This is a genomic window from Burkholderia sp. BCC1996, assembly GCF_905339955.1.
Taxonomy (GTDB): domain Bacteria; phylum Pseudomonadota; class Gammaproteobacteria; order Burkholderiales; family Burkholderiaceae; genus Burkholderia.
Genome location: NZ_CAJPHM010000016.1, coordinates 139,266 through 155,658 on the forward strand (window position 1 = coordinate 139,266; position 16,393 = coordinate 155,658).

Below are 16,393 nucleotides of genomic sequence, written 5' to 3' on the forward strand. Positions count from 1 at the left end.
TTCTCTCCTCGCTCTCGTTAATGGGGCTTGAAGCGCACCCGCTCCGGCGGCTGCTTGAACGTGCCAAGCGGCGTCCAGACGGGCATGCCGAGGAAGAACGCGAAGTAGATCAGCGCACAGCCCTGCGCGATCAGCGTCGAGACCGGCGATGGCGGCCGCGTGCCGAGGAACGCGAGGATCAGGAACGCCGCGACGAAGATCCCGAGGAACACCTTGTGGAACAGCGGCCGGTAGCGGATCGACTTCACCGGGCTGCGGTCGAGCCACGGCAGGAAGAACAGCGTGATCACCGCCGAGCCCATCACGACGACGCCCCAGAACTTCGATTCGGTCAGGAACATGAACACGACGATCGCCGCGGCCAGCACCGGCAGCCCGATCTTCCACTTGCCGCGCGCGCGGATCAGCGCGAGCACGCCGAGCAGCGCGATCACGATCATCAGCACGATCTTGAACGGGTCGGTGGTCGCGCGCAGCATCGCGTAGAACGCGGTGAAGTACCACACCGGCGCGATTTCCGGCGGCGTCTGCAGCGGATTCGCCGGGACGAAGTTGTTCGACTCGAGGAAGTAGCCGCCCATCTCCGGCGAGAAGAACACGATCAGCGCGAACACCATCAGGAACACGCAGACGCCGAAGAAATCGTGCACCGAGTAGTACGGGTGGAACGGGATGCCGTCGAGCGGAATGCCGTCCGCGTCCTTCTTCGCCTTGATCTCGATGCCGTCCGGGTTGTTCGACCCCACTTCGTGGAGCGCGACGAGGTGCGCGATCACGAGGCCGACCAGCACGAGCGGAATCGCGATCACGTGGAACGCGAAGAAGCGGTTCAGCGTGACGTCGGACACGACGTAGTCGCCGCGGATCCACAACGACAGGTCCGGGCCGACGAACGGGATCGCCGAGAACAGGTTCACGATCACCTGCGCGCCCCAGAACGACATCTGGCCCCACGGCAGCAGGTAGCCGAAGAACGCCTCGGCCATCAGGCACAGGAAGATCGCGCAGCCGAAGATCCACACGAGTTCGCGCGGCTTGCGGTACGACCCGTACATCAGCCCGCGGAACATATGCAGGTACACGACGACGAAGAACATCGACGCACCGGTCGAGTGCATGTAGCGGATCAGCCAGCCCCACGGCACCTCGCGCATGATGTACTCGACCGATGCGAACGCGAGCGTCGAATCGGGCTTGTAGTTCATCGTCAGGAAGATGCCCGTGACGATCTGGTTGACGAGCACCAGCAGCGCGAGTGAGCCGAAGAAGTACCAGAAGTTGAAGTTCTTCGGCGCGTAGTACTCGGAAACGTGCTTCTTCCAGGTGGACGTGAGCGGGAAGCGCTGGTCGACCCAGCCGGTGAGACCTGTCGTGGAGACTTCCTTGTTGTCGGCCATCACGCTTCTCCTTTCTCGTCCTTGCCGATCACGAGGGTCGTCGCCGACGTGAACATGTAGGGCGGGATGTCGAGATTCTGGGGCGCCGGCTTGTTCTTGAACACGCGGCCGGCGAGGTCGTAGGTCGAACCGTGGCACGGGCACAGGAAGCCGCCCGGCCAGTCGTCCGGCAGGTTCGGCTGCGGACCCGGCGTGAAGCGTTGGCTAGGCGTGCAGCCGAGGTGTGTACACACGGCCATCACGACGAGAATGTTCTTGCGATCGGCCCGCGCGCGATATTCGTTCGCGCAATACGCGGGCAACGGCATCGAATACGGGGATTTCGAGGTCGGATCGGCCACTTCCTTGTCGGCCTTGACGACGTCGGCCAGCATCGAATCGGTGCGATTCAGGATCCAGACGGGTTTGCCGCGCCACGGCACCGTGACCATCTCGCCGGGCTTCAGGCCGCTGATGTCGACCTCGACCGGGGCTCCGGCCGCTTTCGCTTTCGCGGACGGCGCAAGCGACGCCGCGAAAGGTATGACGGTGGCTACGCCTCCCACGCCACCTGCTACGGATGTCGCAATCAGCCAGGTACGGCGGCCGCTGTCGACGCGTTTCTCTTCCTTGTCTCGCATCACACGCCCCACTTCTGAGTTGGATTTTCCGTCACGACTTTTCATTCCGCCGCTAGTTTGCGCGAATGGAGTCGCCATTTACAAGGCCCGGAGACGAAAATCCCTTCGAAGTAATTGATAGTTAAGGGTTTTCCCCCACTATCGGAGCGATTAAATCATTTCACTTTTAAGCATGCGCTACATTGCGAAATTTCGATGCACCGCCGCAAATCCGGCGTTCAGACCGGATTATGAATATCGATAAAAAGGTGTTCGAGATCGAATTCTTCGGACAAGTGGGCGCCGAGCGCCTGGATTCCGTAGCGCTCGGTCGCGTGGTGCCCTGCCGCAACGAACGCGACGCCGCTCTCGGCCGACGCGTGCGTGACGGATTCCGACACCTCGCCGGTCAGGAACACGTCGGCGCCCGCGTCGATCGCCGCGTCGAAATAGCTTTGCGCGGCGCCCGTACACCATGCGATGCGGCGCAACTGCATCTCCGGATCGCCGAGCACGAGCGGCGTGCGGCCGAGCGTGCGCTCGACCTTCGCGACGAAGTGCTCGAGCGAGACGGGCATCGGCAGCGTGGCCATCCAGCCGAGGTCGCCGTCGCCGAAACGCTGCTCGCCGAGCAGCCCGAGCTTCTCGCCGAGCTGCGCGTTGTTGCCGAACTCGGGGTGCGCGTCGAGCGGCAGGTGGAATGCGAACAGGTTCAGGTCGTTCGCGAGCAGCAGCTTCAGCCGCTGGTACTTGCGGCCGGTGATCTGCGGCGCCTCGTTGCGCCAGAAATAGCCGTGATGGACGAGCACCGCATCCGCGCCCCATTCGAGCGCGGCTTCGAGGAACGCGACCGACGCCGTCACGCCGGTAGCGATCTTCTCGATCTTGCGGCGCCCCTCGACCTGGAGGCCGTTCGGGCAATAGTCCTTGAAGCGCGCGATTTCAAGGGTATTGTTCAAGTACAATTCAAGTTCGATCCGATCCATATAAACCTCTAATCCTTTCAGATGCTTAGACGCTTCTGGCTGTTCTTCGCGCAGGCGGTGACCGTACTGCTCGCGCTGATGTTCATCGTCGTGACGCTCAAGCCGCAATGGCTGCAACGGCAAGGACAGCTCGGCAAGCAGCTCGCCACGCCGATCGTCGCGCTGCGCGAAGTCGCACCGGGCATCGGCGGCGCCCCCGCGACCACGTCGTACGCCGAGGCCGCGCAAAAGGCGATGCCCGCCGTCGTCAACGTCTTCTCCAGCAAGGACGGCTCGCTGCCGCCCGATCCGCGCGCGAAGGATCCGCTGTTCCGCTACTTCTTCGGCGACCGCAATGCGCGCAAGCAGCACGACGAGCCGGCCGCCAACCTGGGCTCGGGCGTTATCGTGAGCCCTGAAGGTTACATTCTAACGAACCAGCACGTCGTGGACGGCGCCGACCAGATCGAAGTCGCGCTCGCCGACGGCCGCACGGGCACCGCGAAGGTGATCGGCAGCGACCCGGAAACCGACCTCGCCGTGCTGAAGATCAACATGACGAACCTGCCGACGATCACGCTCGGCCGTTCCGACCAGTCGCGGGTCGGCGACGTCGTGCTCGCGATCGGCAACCCGTTCGGCGTCGGCCAGACGGTCACGATGGGGATCATCAGCGCGCTCGGCCGCAATCACCTCGGCATCAACACGTTCGAGAACTTCATCCAGACCGACGCGCCGATCAACCCGGGCAACTCGGGCGGCGCGCTAGTCGACGTCAACGGCAACCTGCTCGGCATCAACACGGCGATCTACTCGCGCTCGGGCGGCTCGCTCGGCATCGGCTTCGCGATCCCCGTGTCGACCGCGCGCACCGTGCTCGAAAGCATCATCACGACGGGCTCGGTCACGCGCGGCTGGATCGGCGTCGAGCCGCAGGACGTCACGCCGGAAATCGCCGAATCGTTCGGGCTCCAGCAGAAGTCGGGCGCGATCGTCGCGGGCGTGCTGCAGGGCGGCCCGGCCGACAAGGCCGGCATCAAGCCGGGCGACATCCTCGTGAGCGTGAACGGCGACGACATCACCGACACGACGAAGCTGCTGAACACCGTCGCGCAGATCAAGCCGGGCACGCCGACCAAGGTGCATGTCGTGCGCAAGGGCAAGGAGTTCGACGTGAAGGTCGTGATCGGCAAGCGCCCGCCGCCGCCGAAGCAGGCGCTCGACGAACAGGACAGCGACAGCGAATGACCTCCGGCGGGCGGCGTACCGGCGCCGCTTGCCGGCCAAGGACGGAAACAAAAAAGGGCAGCCTGATCGGCTGCCCTGTTGCTTTGGTCCGGCGGCGTTGCTCCGGCATGCCTTCTTCACGGTGAAGAAGCTGCGGGCGCCCTCGCGATCTGTACCATCCGGTCGGCCCGGCCGGCTTCAACGCTGTCGAGGGGCCGTATCGACGACCGCGATCATGCCGGCCGCCGCGCACCGGTCCCGCATCAACTCGCGGCGCCGTTCTCCGCCTCGGGTTCTTCCGTCGGCTTCGGTACGAAGAATCGCGCGGCCAGCAGCCCGATCTCGAACAGCACGACGAGCGGCAACGCGAGCATCAGCTGCGAGAACACGTCCGGCGGCGTGACGACCGCCGCGACGACGAACGCGCCGACGATCACGTACGGCCGCATCTCCTTCAGCTTCTTCAGCGTCAGCACGCCCATCCGGACGAGCAGCACGACGACGATCGGCACCTCGAACGTGACGCCGAACGCGATGAACATCCCGAGCACGAAGCTCAGGTAGTTGTCGATATCGGTCGACATCTCCGCGCCGAGCGGTGCGTTGTAGTGCGCCATCACGCGGAAGATCGTCGGGAACACGAGGAAGTACGCGAACGCCATCCCGCACAGGAACAGCACATAGCTGCTGCCGACGAGCGGCGCGACGAGCTTCTTCTCGTGCTGGTACAGCCCCGGCGCGACGAATGCCCAGATCTGGTACAGCACGATCGGCAACGCGATCACGAGCGCGACGAGCATCGTGACCTTCATCGGCACGAAGAAGGAGCCGGTGACGTCGGTCACGATCATCCTGCCGCCCTTCGGCAGGTTTTCCATCAGCGGCCGCGCGAGCAGCCGGAAGATGTCGGGCGCCCAGTACACGAGCCCGAGGAACACGACGATCACGGCCAGCCCCGCGCGAATGATGCGATCGCGAAGCTCGACGAGATGGGAAATGAAGGTTTCTTCCGGGGCGTCGCCCGGGTTCTGCTGGGGGTCGCTCACACCGGCCCTCGGTAGGATTGACGAGCGAGCATGCGCTCGGCTCAGAAGAAGCGCGTCGGCCGGCGCAGGCTGGCCGGCTGGTGGCGCGCGACACGCGCGGCGCCCGACTGCACGTGCGTGCGGCGGGTCGTCGCGCGCTTGTACCAGACAGGCGTCGCCGCCTGTTTCACACGCCAGTTGCGACGCTTCGGCGCGAGTGCGGCCGTGCTGCCGCGCCACGACGGCGCCGCGGGCGTGTCGGAGCCGTACGTACCGGCATCGACCGAGCCTTCGTTAAGGCCGCCGACCGCGGAGTTCCACGTGTCGTTCAGTTCCTTCTCGTGCTCGCGCAGGTTGTCGTGAATCGTCGTCTCGACATTGCGCGCGGCCGTCTCGAAATCGGTCTTCATCGTCCGCAACGCGTCGAGTTCGATTTCGCGCGAGACCTCGGCCTTCACGTCGTTGATGTACCGCTGCGCGCGGCCGAACAGTGCGCCGGCCGTACGCGCGACGCGCGGCAGGCGCTCGGGGCCGAGCACCACGAGCGCGACGACGCCGATCAGCGCCATCTTCGAAAGACCGAGATCCAGCATCGCGAATGCCTGTCAGCGTGCCGGCGTTACGCCTTGTTCGAGTCGGAACGCGTCGTTTCCTTCGCGTTGACGTCGACCGAGCCGTTGCGCGGCAGCTGCTGCGCGTCCGCCGGCGTCTCGCCGTCCTTCATGCCGTCCTTGAAACCCTTCACGGCGCTGCCGAGGTCGTTGCCGATGTTGCGCAACTTCTTCGTACCGAAAACCAGCGCGACGATCAGCAGCACGATCAGCCAGTGCCAAATGCTCAATCCACCCATGATGAAACCTCTCCTCAACCACGCCGCGTCGCGGCGCAAATCGCCGGCGGCACGCCGGCTTCGACTATCGATGCGGGGAAACGCCCCGCGACGTCAACCCATCCGCAGCCAGGGGCGCGGGCCGGCCAGAATGTGCGCGTGCAGGTGGTAAACCTCCTGCCCGCCGCCGGGGCCCGTGTTGATCACCGTGCGAAAACCGGTTTCGCCACCCGTGTACGCGACGCCGAGCTGGTCGGCCAGACGCGCGACCAGCAGCATCAGCCGGCCGAGCATCGGCGCGTCGGCCTCGCTCGCCGCCGACAGCGTCGGCACGTGCCGGCGCGGAATCACGAGCACATGCGTCTCGGCCGCGGGGCGGATGTCGCGGAACGCGACGAACTCGTCGTCCTCGTGCACCTTCGTGCTCGGGATCTCGCCCGCCGCGATCTTGCAGAACAGGCAATTCGGATCGTGACTCATGTTGCTCCTGCGAAACGCCCGCGCGCCGGTCAGAACCAGGCCTGCGAATCGAGCGTCTTGTTGTCGTTCAGGTACAGCCAACCTTTGATGATACGGTACAGCGTCCAAATCCACGTGACAAACATGATGACGAATCCCACGCCCACGAACATCAGCGCGAAGCCGATCACGTAGGCGATCAGCGCGCGCCAGAACGTGCGGATCTGCCACTCGAAATGGTCGGCGTACGGCGTGCCGGCCACGTCGCCGCGCTTCACGTAGTTGATGATGATCGCGATGAGGCCGGTGACGCCGCCCGTCAGCCAATGAATCGCGTAGAGGCCGTACAGCACGTGCGTCAACGTGCGCAAACCGTTCAGCCGCTCGGCGTCCGCTGCACCCGGCACCGACGGCGTCGGAAGCTGGCTCGGCGTATCGGTCATGATGCTACCCCCGTTGGATGACAATTCTTACAGCTTACCGCACTGTCGCCGGCGCGGCAGGCCGCGAGCCGTCAACCGCCGTTTTCCTCGCGCTCGCGGCGCTTGCGCAGCGCCTTTTCCTCGATGCCGGACAACCCTTCGCGGCGCTCGAGTTCGGCGATCACGTCGGCCGGGCTCAGGTCGAAATGCGACAGCATCACGAGGCAGTGGAACCACAAATCGGCCACCTCGCCGACCAGCGCCGTCGGCGCGCCGCCCTGGCGCACGTCCTTCGCGGCCAGCACGACTTCGGTCGCCTCTTCGCCGATCTTCTTCAGCACCGCGTCGTCGCCCTTGTGGAACAGGCGCGATACGTACGATTGTTCGGGGTCGCCGCCCTTGCGGCTATCGATCACGGCCGCGAGGCGCAGCAGCGTGTCTTCGGTCGATTGCGTCATTTGTAGATGTGTTCGGGGTCTTTCAGCACCGGATCGACCGCGACCCAGTCGCCGCTGTCCACCGTACCTTCGAATTTCTGGAAGAAGCACGAATGCCGGCCGGTGTGGCAGGCGATGCCCGACACCTGCTCGACCTTCAGCAGCACGACGTCCTCGTCGCAATCGAGCCGCACCTCGTGCACGTGCTGCACGTGGCCCGACTCCTCGCCCTTGAACCACAGGCGCTTGCGCGAGCGCGAATAGTAGACCGCGCGCTGCGTCTCGATCGTCTTCGCCAGCGCCTCGCGGTTCATCCACGCGAACATCAGCACGTCGTTCGTCGACGCTTCCTGCGCGATCACCGGCACGAGGCCGTTGTCGTCCCAGCGGACCTTGTCGAGCCACGCGGGCAGGGATTTCGTTTCCGTATTCATCACAGCCTCACCGCGATGCCCTGCTCGGCCATGAAGCGCTTCGCCTCGCCGACCGTGTGCTCGCCGTAGTGGAAGATGCTGGCGGCCAGCACCGCGTCCGCGCGGCCGTCCTTGATGCCGTCCGCGAGATCCTGCAGGCAGCCGACACCGCCCGATGCGATCACCGGCACCGGCACCGCGTCCGACACGCCGCGCGTGAGCGCGAGGTCGAAGCCCGACTTCGTGCCGTCGCGGTCCATGCTCGTGAGCAGGATCTCGCCCGCGCCGAGTTCGGCCATCTTGCGCGCCCATTCGATCGCATCCAGGCCCGTGCCCTTGCGGCCGCCGTGCGTGAAGACTTCCCAGCGCGGCGCCTCGCCGTCGGCCGACACGCGCTTCGCGTCGATCGCGACGACGATGCACTGCGAGCCGTACTTGTCGGCCGCGTCGCGCACGAGCTGCGGGTTCGCGACCGCCGACGAATTCATGCTGACCTTGTCCGCGCCGGCGTTCAACAGGCGCCGCACGTCCTCGACGGCGCGCACGCCGCCGCCGACGGTCAGCGGAATGAACACCTGCGATGCAACGGCTTCGATGATCGGCAGGATCAGGTCGCGCTGGTCGGAGGTCGCGGTGATGTCGAGGAACGTCAGTTCGTCGGCGCCCTGGTCGTCGTAGCGGCGGGCGATTTCGACGGGGTCGCCGGCATCGCGCAGCTCGACGAAGTTGACGCCCTTGACGACACGCCCGGCAGTCACGTCCAGGCAGGGGATGATGCGTTTAGCTAGAGCCATGATGTACGCCATAGGCCGCGGTGGAACGGCCGGTTACGGAAGCCTCGCGCGAGGCTTCCGGTCGGGGCCGCCTGCGGGCAGCCCCGGCGAACGGGACACCGCGGTTACGCGTTGTCGAGTTCGCCGTTCAGTTCGTCCGCGCGCTTTTGCGCGGCCGCGAAATCGAGATCGCCGGAGTAGATCGCACGGCCGCAGATCACGCCTTCGACGCCGTGCTCTTCCACTTCGCACAGGTTCTCGATGTCCGTGAGGTTCGACAGGCCGCCGCTGGCGATCACCGGAATGCCGACCGCCTGCGCGAGCTTCACGGTCGCCTCGATGTTGATGCCCTGCAGCATCCCGTCCCGGCCGATGTCCGTGTAGACGATCGACTCGACGCCGTAGTCCTCGAACTTCTGCGCGAGATCGATCACCTCATGGCCCGTCAGCTTGCTCCAGCCGTCGGTCGCGACCTTGCCGTCCTTCGCGTCCAGGCCGACGATGATGTTGCCCGCGAACGCGGTGCACGCGTCCTGCAGGAAGCCCGGATCCTTCACGGCCGCGGTGCCGATGATCACGTAGGACAGGCCCGCGTCGAGATACTTCTCGATCGTCTCGAGGCTGCGGATGCCGCCGCCGAGCTGAACGGGGATTTCGTCGCCGACTTCGTCGAGGATCGCTTCGATCGCCTCGAGATTCTTCGGCTTGCCGGCGAATGCGCCGTTCAGGTCGACCAGATGCAGCCGCCGGGCGCCGAGATCGACCCACTTGCGGGCCATCGCCGCCGGGTCCTCGGAGAAAATCGTGGCCTGGTCCATATCGCCCTGTTTGAGGCGCACACACTGACCGTCTTTGAGATCGATGGCCGGAATCAGCAACATAGCAATCGGGTGTCGTCGTGGAAAATGAAAAGAATCCGGCGCGCACCGGCCAAACCGGTGCCGCGCCGTCTCGCTAGTTTAGTACAACTCTTTCGGTGCTTAAGCGTGCGAGCCCCGCACGACAGGCGTTTGCGCCCTGTCAACTGTGGCTCGCGCACCACGTTCACGGCTTCCAGTGTACGAAGTTGCGATACAGACGCAACCCGACTTCCGCGCTTTTCTCGGGGTGGAATTGGGTCGCGAAGAGATTGTCCCGCGCGACCGCTGACGTAAACGGCGCGCCGTAGGCCGTTTCGCCGACCGTGTGCGCCGGGTTGTCCGGGCTCACGTAATAGCTGTGAACGAAGTAGAAATACGCGTCGTCGGGCACGCCGTCCCACAGCGGGTGCGGCTGCGACTGGCGCACGCGGTTCCAGCCCATCTGCGGCACCTTGAAGCGCGAGCCGTCGTCCTGCAGGCGGCCATCGAGCTCGAAACGCACGACCTTGCCGGGCAGCAGGCCCAGGCCCTTCGTGTCGCCTTCCGCGCTCCAGTCGAACAGCATCTGCTCGCCGACGCACACGCCGAGCAGCGGCTTCGTGCGCGACGCCTCGATCACCGCTTCCTGCAGCCCCGATTCGCCGAGGCAGCGCATGCAGTCGGGCATCGCGCCCTGGCCGGGCAGCACGACGCGGTCGGCCGCGCGAATCGCGGCCGGCGTGTCGACGATCGCCACGTCGGCGGCCGGTTCGGCCTTCTTGAGCGCCTGCGCGACCGAGCGCAGGTTGCCCATCCCATAATCCACAATCGCAATCGAAGTTTTCATCTCAGTGCAGGCAGTAGCGCCCTCAGTCCATTGACGATGAATTCCACCGCCAGCGCCGACAGCATCAAACCCATCAGCCGCGTGGCGATGTTGATGCCGGTGCGGCCGATCCAGTTCGCGATCGGCTCGGCAAGCCGCATCGCGAAGAAACACAGCAGAGCCAGCGCCGCGCCGATCGCGACGAGCCCGGCTCGCTCATACCAGTGATGCGAGTTCGCCGCATAGATGATCACCGTGCTGATCGAGCCAGGGCCCGTGAGCAGCGGAATCGCCAGCGGCACGACCGCGATGTTGTCCTTCTGCTCGGCTTCGTGGCGCTCCTCCGGCGTCGAGCGGGTGTTGCCGGCCTGAGCGTTCAGCATGCTGATCGCCATCAGCAGCATGATGATCCCGCCGCCCACTTCGAGCGAGCCGACCGATATGCCGAAGAAGTCGATGATCTGCTGCCCGAGCAGCGTCGTCACCGTCATCACGCAGAACACCGACACCGACGCGATCCGGATCGTGCGGCGCCGCTCGTCGTCCGTCTGCTGCGCCGTCAGGCTCAGGAAGAACGGCACCGCGCCGACCGGATTGATCAGCGCGAGCAGGGAAATGAACGATTTGAGCAGATCCATCGCAAGCCGGCGCGCCGCGCCGAAGCCGTGAGGTTATCCGTGGCGTCCTGTCCGTTCGAAAGTTAGAGGCTGCCCTTCGTCGACGGAATCTGCCCCGCCGCGCGCTCGTCGAGCTCAACCGCCGCACGCAGGGCCCGGCCGAAGGCCTTGAACACCGTTTCGAGCTGGTGGTGCGCGTTGATCCCGCGCAGGTTGTCGATGTGCAGCGTGACGCCCGCGTGGTTCACGAACCCGCGGAAGAATTCGATCGACAGGTCGACGTCGAACGTGCCGATCCGCGCGCGCGTGAACGGCACGTGGAATTCGAGACCCGGCCGGCCCGAGAAGTCGATCACGACGCGCGACAGCGCCTCGTCGAGCGGCACGTACGAATGGCCGTAGCGGCGGATGCCCTTCTTGTCGCCGATCGCCTTCGCGACGGCCTGACCGAGCGTGATGCCGACGTCCTCGACCGTATGGTGGTCGTCGATATGCGTATCGCCATGCGCTTCGACCTCGAGATCGATCAGACCATGTCGCGCGATCTGATCGAGCATATGGTCGAGAAACGGCACGCCGGTGGCCAGCTTCTGCCGGCCCGTACCGTCGAGATCGAGCTTCACACGGATCTGCGTTTCGCTGGTATTGCGAACGACTTCCGCCACACGCATGGCAATTCCTTGATTGAGTCTGATGTAAATGGGGATTGATCGTCGCGCGCCGCCGCCCCGGGGTCAACCGGGCAGCGCGAGTTTCAAGGCAGCCAGCAGGCGCGCGTTTTCGTCGGGAGAACCGACGGTCAGCCGCACGCATTCGGCCAGCAACGGATGCATTTTACTCACGTTTTTGACCAGCACCCGCTCGGTGAGCAACGCATCGAACACGGCCGCCGCGTCCGGCACGCGCACCAGCAGGAAATTGCCGGCGCTCGGGAACACCGTCGCGCCCGGCAGCGCGGCCACGGCCTGCGCGAGGCGCGTGCGTTCCGCACGCAATTCGGCCGCCTGCGCGTCGAGCACGTCGAGGTGGTCGAGCAGGAAATCGGCGGTCGCCTGGGTCAGCACGTTGATGTTGTACGGCGGGCGCACCTTGTCGAACTCGGTCAGCCAGGTCGGCAGCCCGGCGAGATAGCCGAGGCGGATTCCCGCGAGGCCGAGCTTCGAGACCGTGCGCATCACGACGACGTTGTCGAACTCGGCGGCACGCGGCAGCCACGAGTGCTCCGCGAACGGCTGGTACGCCTCGTCGATCACGATCAGGCTGTGCCGCGCGGCCGCGATGATCCGCTCGACGTCGGCTTCGTCGTACAGCGTGCCGGTCGGGTTGTTCGGGTACGCGAGATAGACGATCGCGGGCCGGTGCTCGGCGATCGCCGCGATCATCGCGTCGGCGTCGAGCGTCAGGTCGGCCTTGAGCGGCACGCCGACGAATTCGAGCTGCGCGAACTTCGCGGACAGTTCGTACATCACGAAGCCCGGCACCGGCGCGAGCACCTTCGCGCCCGGCTTCGCGCATGCCACCGACATCATGCTGATGATTTCGTCCGAACCGTTGCCGAGCAGCACGTCGCACGCGGCCGGCACGCCCATCGTGCGGCGCAGCTTGTCGAGCAACGCGCCCGGGCGCGGCGCCGGGTAGCGGTTCAGCGCGACCTGCGCGAGGCGCTCGCCGAGCGCCGCCGCGAGCGGCGCCGGCAGCGAATACGGGTTCTCCATCGCGTCCAGCTTCACGAACCCGCTCGCGTCGGGCACCGGGTAGCTCGTCATTGCGAGCACGTCGCGGCGGATGATGTCTTGTGGCGTCGTCATGGTCTCAAGCCGGCGTGCGTCGCGCCGGCGTCAAATTGGTCGGCAGGGCGGCGGCTGCCGCCCTGCGCTCGCGGTCTCCTCGTCGTCCGGAGTCGATGCGTCGGCATCGGCTCCGGCGCGCGGGTCACCCCTTCATCCGGAGCTCGGCGCTGCGCGCGTGCGCCTGCAGCCCTTCGCCGTATGCGAGTTCGGAAGCAATCTCGCCCAGCGTCTGCGCACCTTCGGCGCTGACTTCGATCAGGCTCGAGCGCTTGATGAAGTCGTACACGCCGAGCGGCGACGAAAAGCGCGCGGTGCGCGAGGTCGGCAGCACGTGGTTCGGGCCGGCGCAGTAGTCGCCGAGGCTTTCGCTCGTGTAGCGGCCGAGGAAGATCGCGCCGGCGTGGCGGATCTGCTGGCCCCATTGCTGCGGCTCCAGCGCGGAAATCTCGAGGTGCTCCGGCGCGATGTCGTTCGCGATCCGGCACGCCTCGGCCATGTCGCGCACCTTGATCAGCGCGCCGCGGCCTTCGAGCGACGCGCGGATCACGTCCTGGCGCGGCATCGTCGGGAGCAGCTCGTCGATCGCCTTCTCGACGCGCTCGAGGAACGCGGCGTCCGGGCACAGCAGGATCGACTGCGCGAGTTCGTCGTGTTCGGCCTGCGAGAACAGGTCCATCGCGACCCAGCTCGGATCGGTCGTGCCGTCGCACAGCACGAGGATTTCCGACGGTCCGGCGATCATGTCAATGCCGACCGTGCCGAACACGCGGCGCTTGGCCGACGCGACGTACGCGTTGCCCGGCCCGCAGATCTTGTCGACCGCCGGCACCGTGGCCGTGCCGTACGCGAGCGCGCCGACCGCCTGCGCGCCGCCGATCGTGAACACGCGATCGACGCCGCCGAGCAGCGCCGCGGCGAGCACGAGGTCGTTCTTCACGCCGTCCGGAGTCGGCACGACCATCACGATCTCGCCGACGCCCGCGACCCGCGCGGGAATCGCGTTCATCAGCACCGACGACGGATAGGCGGCCTTGCCGCCCGGCACGTACAGGCCGACGCGGTCGAGCGGCGTGACCTTCTGGCCGAGCACCGTGCCGTCGCTTTCCGTGTACTGCCAGCTATGCGTGCCGCACTCGATCTTCTGTTTCTCGTGGTACGCCCGCACGCGTGCGGCGGCGGCTTCCAGCGCCGCGCGCGCCTTCGGCGCGAGGCCGTCGAGCGCCGTCTGCAGCGCGTCCTGCGGCAGTTCGAGCGCGGCGACGCTGCTGGCGTCCAGCCGGTCGAAGCGGTTCGTGTACTCGAGCACCGCGGCGTCGCCGCGCGACTTCACGTCGGCGAGAATCTGCGCGACCGACTGCTCGATCGCTTCGTCCTCGCTCGCCTCGAACGCGAGCACCGCACGCAGCGCGGCGTCGAAGCCGTCGCTGGTCGAATCGAGTTTGCGGATGGTGATGGCCATGGAAGTTCCGTTACGGTGATGCGCTCAATTGCCATTCTGCGACGCGCGTTCGAACGCGTCGAGAATCGGCTTGAGCGCCGCGCGCTTCAACTTCAGCGCAGCCTGGTTCACGACGAGGCGCGACGAGATCGCCATGATCTCCTCGACCTCGACCAGATTGTTCGCCTTCAGCGTGCCGCCCGAGCTGACGAGGTCGACGATCGCGTCGGCCAGCCCGACCAGCGGCGCCAGCTCCATCGAGCCGTACAGCTTGATCAGGTCGACGTGCACGCCCTTCGCGGCGAAGTGTTCGCGTGCCGTTTCGACGTACTTGGTCGCGACCCGCAGGCGCGCGCCCTGGCGCACCGCGTTCGCGTAGTCGAAACCGGCCGGCACGGCCACCGACATCCGGCAGCGTGCAATGTTCAGATCGATCGGCTGGTAGAGGCCCGAGCCGCCGTGCTCGACCAGCACGTCCTTGCCGGCCACGCCGAAGTCGGCCGCGCCGTATTCGACATAGGTCGGCACGTCGCTCGCGCGCACGATGATCACGCGCAGGTTCGGGTCGGTCGTCGGCAGGATCAGCTTGCGCGACGTTTCCGGATCCTCGGCCACTTGCACGCCGGCGGCCGCCAGCAGCGGCAGGGTTTCCTCGAAAATCCGGCCCTTCGACAGGGCGAGGGTCAGCGGCGCGGTCATGCTTGGCTCCCGGAGAGGCGGCGCACGTTCGCGCCGACGGCGGTCAGTTTGGTTTCCATGCGGTCGTAGCCGCGGTCCAGGTGATAGATGCGGTCGACGAGCGTTTCGCCTTCGGCGCGCAGCCCGGCGATCACGAGGCTCGCCGACGCGCGCAGGTCGGTCGCCATCACGTTCGCGCCGGACAGCTTGTCGACGCCCGTCACGAGCGCCGTGTTGCCGTCGATCGTGATGTTCGCGCCGAGCCGGTTCAGCTCCTGCACGTGCATGAAGCGGTTCTCGAAGATGGTCTCGACGACCTGCGCGGTGCCCGTCGCGACCGAATTGAGGGCCATGAACTGCGCCTGCATGTCGGTCGGGAACGCCGGGTATTCCGACGTGCGGATCGTCACCGCCTGCGGGCGGCGGTCCATCTTCACGCGCAGCCAGCTGTCGCCTTCCTCGATCGACACGCCGGCCTCGCGCAGCTTGTCGATCACCGCGTCGAGGATGTGCGGGCGCACGCCCGTCAGCATCACGTCGCCGCCCGCCGCCGCGACCGCGCACAGGAACGTGCCGGCCTCGATGCGGTCGGGAATCACCGAATGGCGTGCGCCATGCAGCCGCTCGACGCCCTGGATCACGAGGCGGTCGGTGCCGATGCCGTCGATTTTCGCGCCCATCGCGACCAGCAAGTGTGCGAGATCGCTCACTTCCGGCTCGCGCGCCGCGTTCTCGATCACCGTCTCGCCGTCGGCCAGCGTCGCGGCCATCAGCAGGTTTTCCGTCCCCGTCACCGTGATCATGTCGGTCACGATGCGCGCGCCCTTCAGGCGCTTCGCGCGTGCCTCGATGAAGCCGTGCTCGATGCTGATCTCGGCGCCCATCGCCTGCAGGCCCTTGATGTGCTGGTCGACCGGCCGCGCGCCGATCGCGCAGCCGCCCGGCAGCGACACCTTGGCCTCGCCGAAGCGCGCGAGCAGCGGCCCGAGCACGAGGATCGACGCGCGCATCGTCTTGACGAGCTCGTATGGCGCGACGAGGTTGTCGACGCGCGATGCGTCGAGCTGCACGCGGCAGCCGTCCGCTTCGCTCTTCACGCCCATCTGGTTCAGCACCTTCAGCGTGGTGCGCACGTCCTTCAGGTTCGGCACGTTGTCGAGTTCGACCGGCTCGGCGCTGAGCAGCCCCGCGCACAGGATCGGCAGCGCGGCGTTCTTCGCGCCCGACACGACGATCTCGCCCGACAACCGGCGACCGCCTTCGATCACCAGCTTGTCCATCCCATGTCCCTGCGATTCCCCGTTGGCGGCCGGGTGTGCCGTGGCGACGCTCTGGACGGCGTCGCGCTCGTTGACGGTGACTTGCACTCAGTGGTTCCGGTTTATGCGTTCTGCCATTCGGCGGGCGTCAGCGTCTTCATGCTGAGCGCGTGAATTTCCTGCTTCATGCGATCGCCGAGCGCCGCATAGACGAGCTGGTGCCGCTGGATCGGCCGCTTGCCTTCGAAGGCCGCCGACACGATCGTCGCGAAAAAATGCTGGCCGTCGCCTTCGACTTCCAGATGAGTGCAGGCGAGACCGCCGGCGATGTATTGCTTGACCTGTTCGGGAGTCGGCAACATGAGGGGCTCCTGTCGGCGCGCGCCGCCCGTGGCGGCCG

The 16,393-nt window shown here is 66.2% G+C and carries 21 protein-coding genes; 1 reads left to right on the top strand and 20 read right to left on the bottom strand.

The features are described from left to right. Positions 1-17: 17 nt before the first annotated feature. The 3 genes from U4Z64_RS23335 to U4Z64_RS23345 form a co-directional block, all read right to left on the bottom strand. Positions 18-1,400: a cytochrome bc complex cytochrome b subunit gene (locus tag U4Z64_RS23335; RefSeq protein ID WP_321821230.1), complete on the bottom strand. Its 1,383-nt coding sequence runs from the start codon at positions 1,398-1,400 to the stop codon at positions 18-20. Then, positions 1,397-2,017 carry a ubiquinol-cytochrome c reductase iron-sulfur subunit gene (gene petA / locus U4Z64_RS23340; RefSeq protein ID WP_321821231.1) on the bottom strand — a complete coding sequence of 207 codons (621 nt, stop codon included), beginning with the start codon at positions 2,015-2,017 and terminating at the stop codon, positions 1,397-1,399. The genes U4Z64_RS23335 and petA overlap by 4 nt, the downstream gene beginning before the upstream one ends. A 218-nt stretch (positions 2,018-2,235) precedes the next feature. Then, positions 2,236-2,982, bottom strand: coding sequence for a Nif3-like dinuclear metal center hexameric protein (locus U4Z64_RS23345; protein WP_044845946.1), 747 nt, complete (start codon positions 2,980-2,982; stop codon positions 2,236-2,238). A 21-nt stretch (positions 2,983-3,003) separates the two neighbouring features. On the opposite strand from U4Z64_RS23345, the gene U4Z64_RS23350 reads away from it, so the two are divergent. Continuing rightward, the gene (locus U4Z64_RS23350) at positions 3,004-4,209 is read left to right on the top strand and encodes a Do family serine endopeptidase (protein ID WP_044845947.1); all 1,206 of its coding nucleotides are present in this window, start codon (positions 3,004-3,006) and stop codon (positions 4,207-4,209) included. Between the two features lie 242 nt (positions 4,210-4,451). Here U4Z64_RS23350 and tatC read toward each other — a convergent pair whose 3' ends face one another. The 17 genes from tatC to U4Z64_RS23435 all read right to left on the bottom strand — a co-directional run bounded on the left by tatC (position 4,452) and on the right by U4Z64_RS23435 (position 16,355). Then, the gene (gene tatC / locus U4Z64_RS23355; RefSeq protein WP_044845948.1) at positions 4,452-5,234 is read right to left on the bottom strand and encodes a twin-arginine translocase subunit TatC; all 783 of its coding nucleotides are present in this window, start codon (positions 5,232-5,234) and stop codon (positions 4,452-4,454) included. A 41-nt stretch (positions 5,235-5,275) separates the two neighbouring features. Then, positions 5,276-5,806, bottom strand: coding sequence for a Sec-independent protein translocase protein TatB (gene tatB / locus U4Z64_RS23360; protein WP_044845949.1), 531 nt, complete (start codon positions 5,804-5,806; stop codon positions 5,276-5,278). Between the two features lie 26 nt (positions 5,807-5,832). Then, positions 5,833-6,063, bottom strand: a complete 231-nt coding sequence (gene tatA, locus U4Z64_RS23365; protein ID WP_044845950.1) for a Sec-independent protein translocase subunit TatA — start codon at positions 6,061-6,063, stop codon at positions 5,833-5,835. A 93-nt stretch (positions 6,064-6,156) separates the two neighbouring features. Next, on the bottom strand, positions 6,157-6,522 hold the full coding sequence (locus U4Z64_RS23370; RefSeq protein WP_044845951.1) for a histidine triad nucleotide-binding protein: 366 nt from the start codon (positions 6,520-6,522) through the stop codon (positions 6,157-6,159). Between the two features lie 29 nt (positions 6,523-6,551). Continuing rightward, positions 6,552-6,944 carry a DUF4870 family protein gene (locus U4Z64_RS23375; protein ID WP_044845952.1) on the bottom strand — a complete coding sequence of 131 codons (393 nt, stop codon included), beginning with the start codon at positions 6,942-6,944 and terminating at the stop codon, positions 6,552-6,554. Between the two features lie 71 nt (positions 6,945-7,015). Next, a complete protein-coding gene (locus U4Z64_RS23380; protein WP_044845953.1) occupies positions 7,016-7,381 on the bottom strand; it encodes a phosphoribosyl-ATP diphosphatase in 366 nt (121 codons plus the stop codon). Then, a complete protein-coding gene (gene hisI, locus U4Z64_RS23385) occupies positions 7,378-7,794 on the bottom strand; it encodes a phosphoribosyl-AMP cyclohydrolase (RefSeq protein ID WP_044845954.1) in 417 nt (138 codons plus the stop codon). The genes U4Z64_RS23380 and hisI overlap by 4 nt, the downstream gene beginning before the upstream one ends. Beyond that, positions 7,794-8,567 carry an imidazole glycerol phosphate synthase subunit HisF gene (gene hisF, locus U4Z64_RS23390; RefSeq protein WP_044845999.1) on the bottom strand — a complete coding sequence of 258 codons (774 nt, stop codon included), beginning with the start codon at positions 8,565-8,567 and terminating at the stop codon, positions 7,794-7,796. Before hisF ends, hisI begins: the two co-directional genes overlap by 1 nt. A gap of 104 nt (positions 8,568-8,671) precedes the next feature. Further along, positions 8,672-9,427: a 1-(5-phosphoribosyl)-5-[(5-phosphoribosylamino)methylideneamino]imidazole-4-carboxamide isomerase gene (gene hisA, locus U4Z64_RS23395; RefSeq protein WP_034183653.1), complete on the bottom strand. Its 756-nt coding sequence runs from the start codon at positions 9,425-9,427 to the stop codon at positions 8,672-8,674. A 163-nt stretch (positions 9,428-9,590) separates the two neighbouring features. Further along, positions 9,591-10,232: an imidazole glycerol phosphate synthase subunit HisH gene (hisH, locus tag U4Z64_RS23400; RefSeq protein WP_044845955.1), complete on the bottom strand. Its 642-nt coding sequence runs from the start codon at positions 10,230-10,232 to the stop codon at positions 9,591-9,593. Then, positions 10,229-10,849 carry a YchE family NAAT transporter gene (locus U4Z64_RS23405; protein ID WP_044845956.1) on the bottom strand — a complete coding sequence of 207 codons (621 nt, stop codon included), beginning with the start codon at positions 10,847-10,849 and terminating at the stop codon, positions 10,229-10,231. Before U4Z64_RS23405 ends, hisH begins: the two co-directional genes overlap by 4 nt. A 62-nt stretch (positions 10,850-10,911) precedes the next feature. Beyond that, positions 10,912-11,499, bottom strand: coding sequence for an imidazoleglycerol-phosphate dehydratase HisB (gene hisB / locus U4Z64_RS23410; RefSeq protein WP_006751804.1), 588 nt, complete (start codon positions 11,497-11,499; stop codon positions 10,912-10,914). 63 nt (positions 11,500-11,562) lie between these two features. Continuing rightward, the gene (hisC, locus tag U4Z64_RS23415) at positions 11,563-12,636 is read right to left on the bottom strand and encodes a histidinol-phosphate transaminase (RefSeq protein ID WP_321821232.1); all 1,074 of its coding nucleotides are present in this window, start codon (positions 12,634-12,636) and stop codon (positions 11,563-11,565) included. A gap of 124 nt (positions 12,637-12,760) precedes the next feature. Then, a complete protein-coding gene (gene hisD, locus U4Z64_RS23420) occupies positions 12,761-14,077 on the bottom strand; it encodes a histidinol dehydrogenase (protein ID WP_044845958.1) in 1,317 nt (438 codons plus the stop codon). A 24-nt stretch (positions 14,078-14,101) separates the two neighbouring features. Beyond that, a complete protein-coding gene (gene hisG, locus U4Z64_RS23425; protein WP_006751807.1) occupies positions 14,102-14,755 on the bottom strand; it encodes an ATP phosphoribosyltransferase in 654 nt (217 codons plus the stop codon). Further along, positions 14,752-16,101, bottom strand: coding sequence for a UDP-N-acetylglucosamine 1-carboxyvinyltransferase (murA, locus tag U4Z64_RS23430; protein ID WP_321821233.1), 1,350 nt, complete (start codon positions 16,099-16,101; stop codon positions 14,752-14,754). The genes hisG and murA overlap by 4 nt, the downstream gene beginning before the upstream one ends. 14 nt (positions 16,102-16,115) lie before the next feature. Further along, a complete protein-coding gene (locus tag U4Z64_RS23435; RefSeq protein WP_006477131.1) occupies positions 16,116-16,355 on the bottom strand; it encodes a BolA family protein in 240 nt (79 codons plus the stop codon). Positions 16,356-16,393 lie beyond the last annotated feature (38 nt).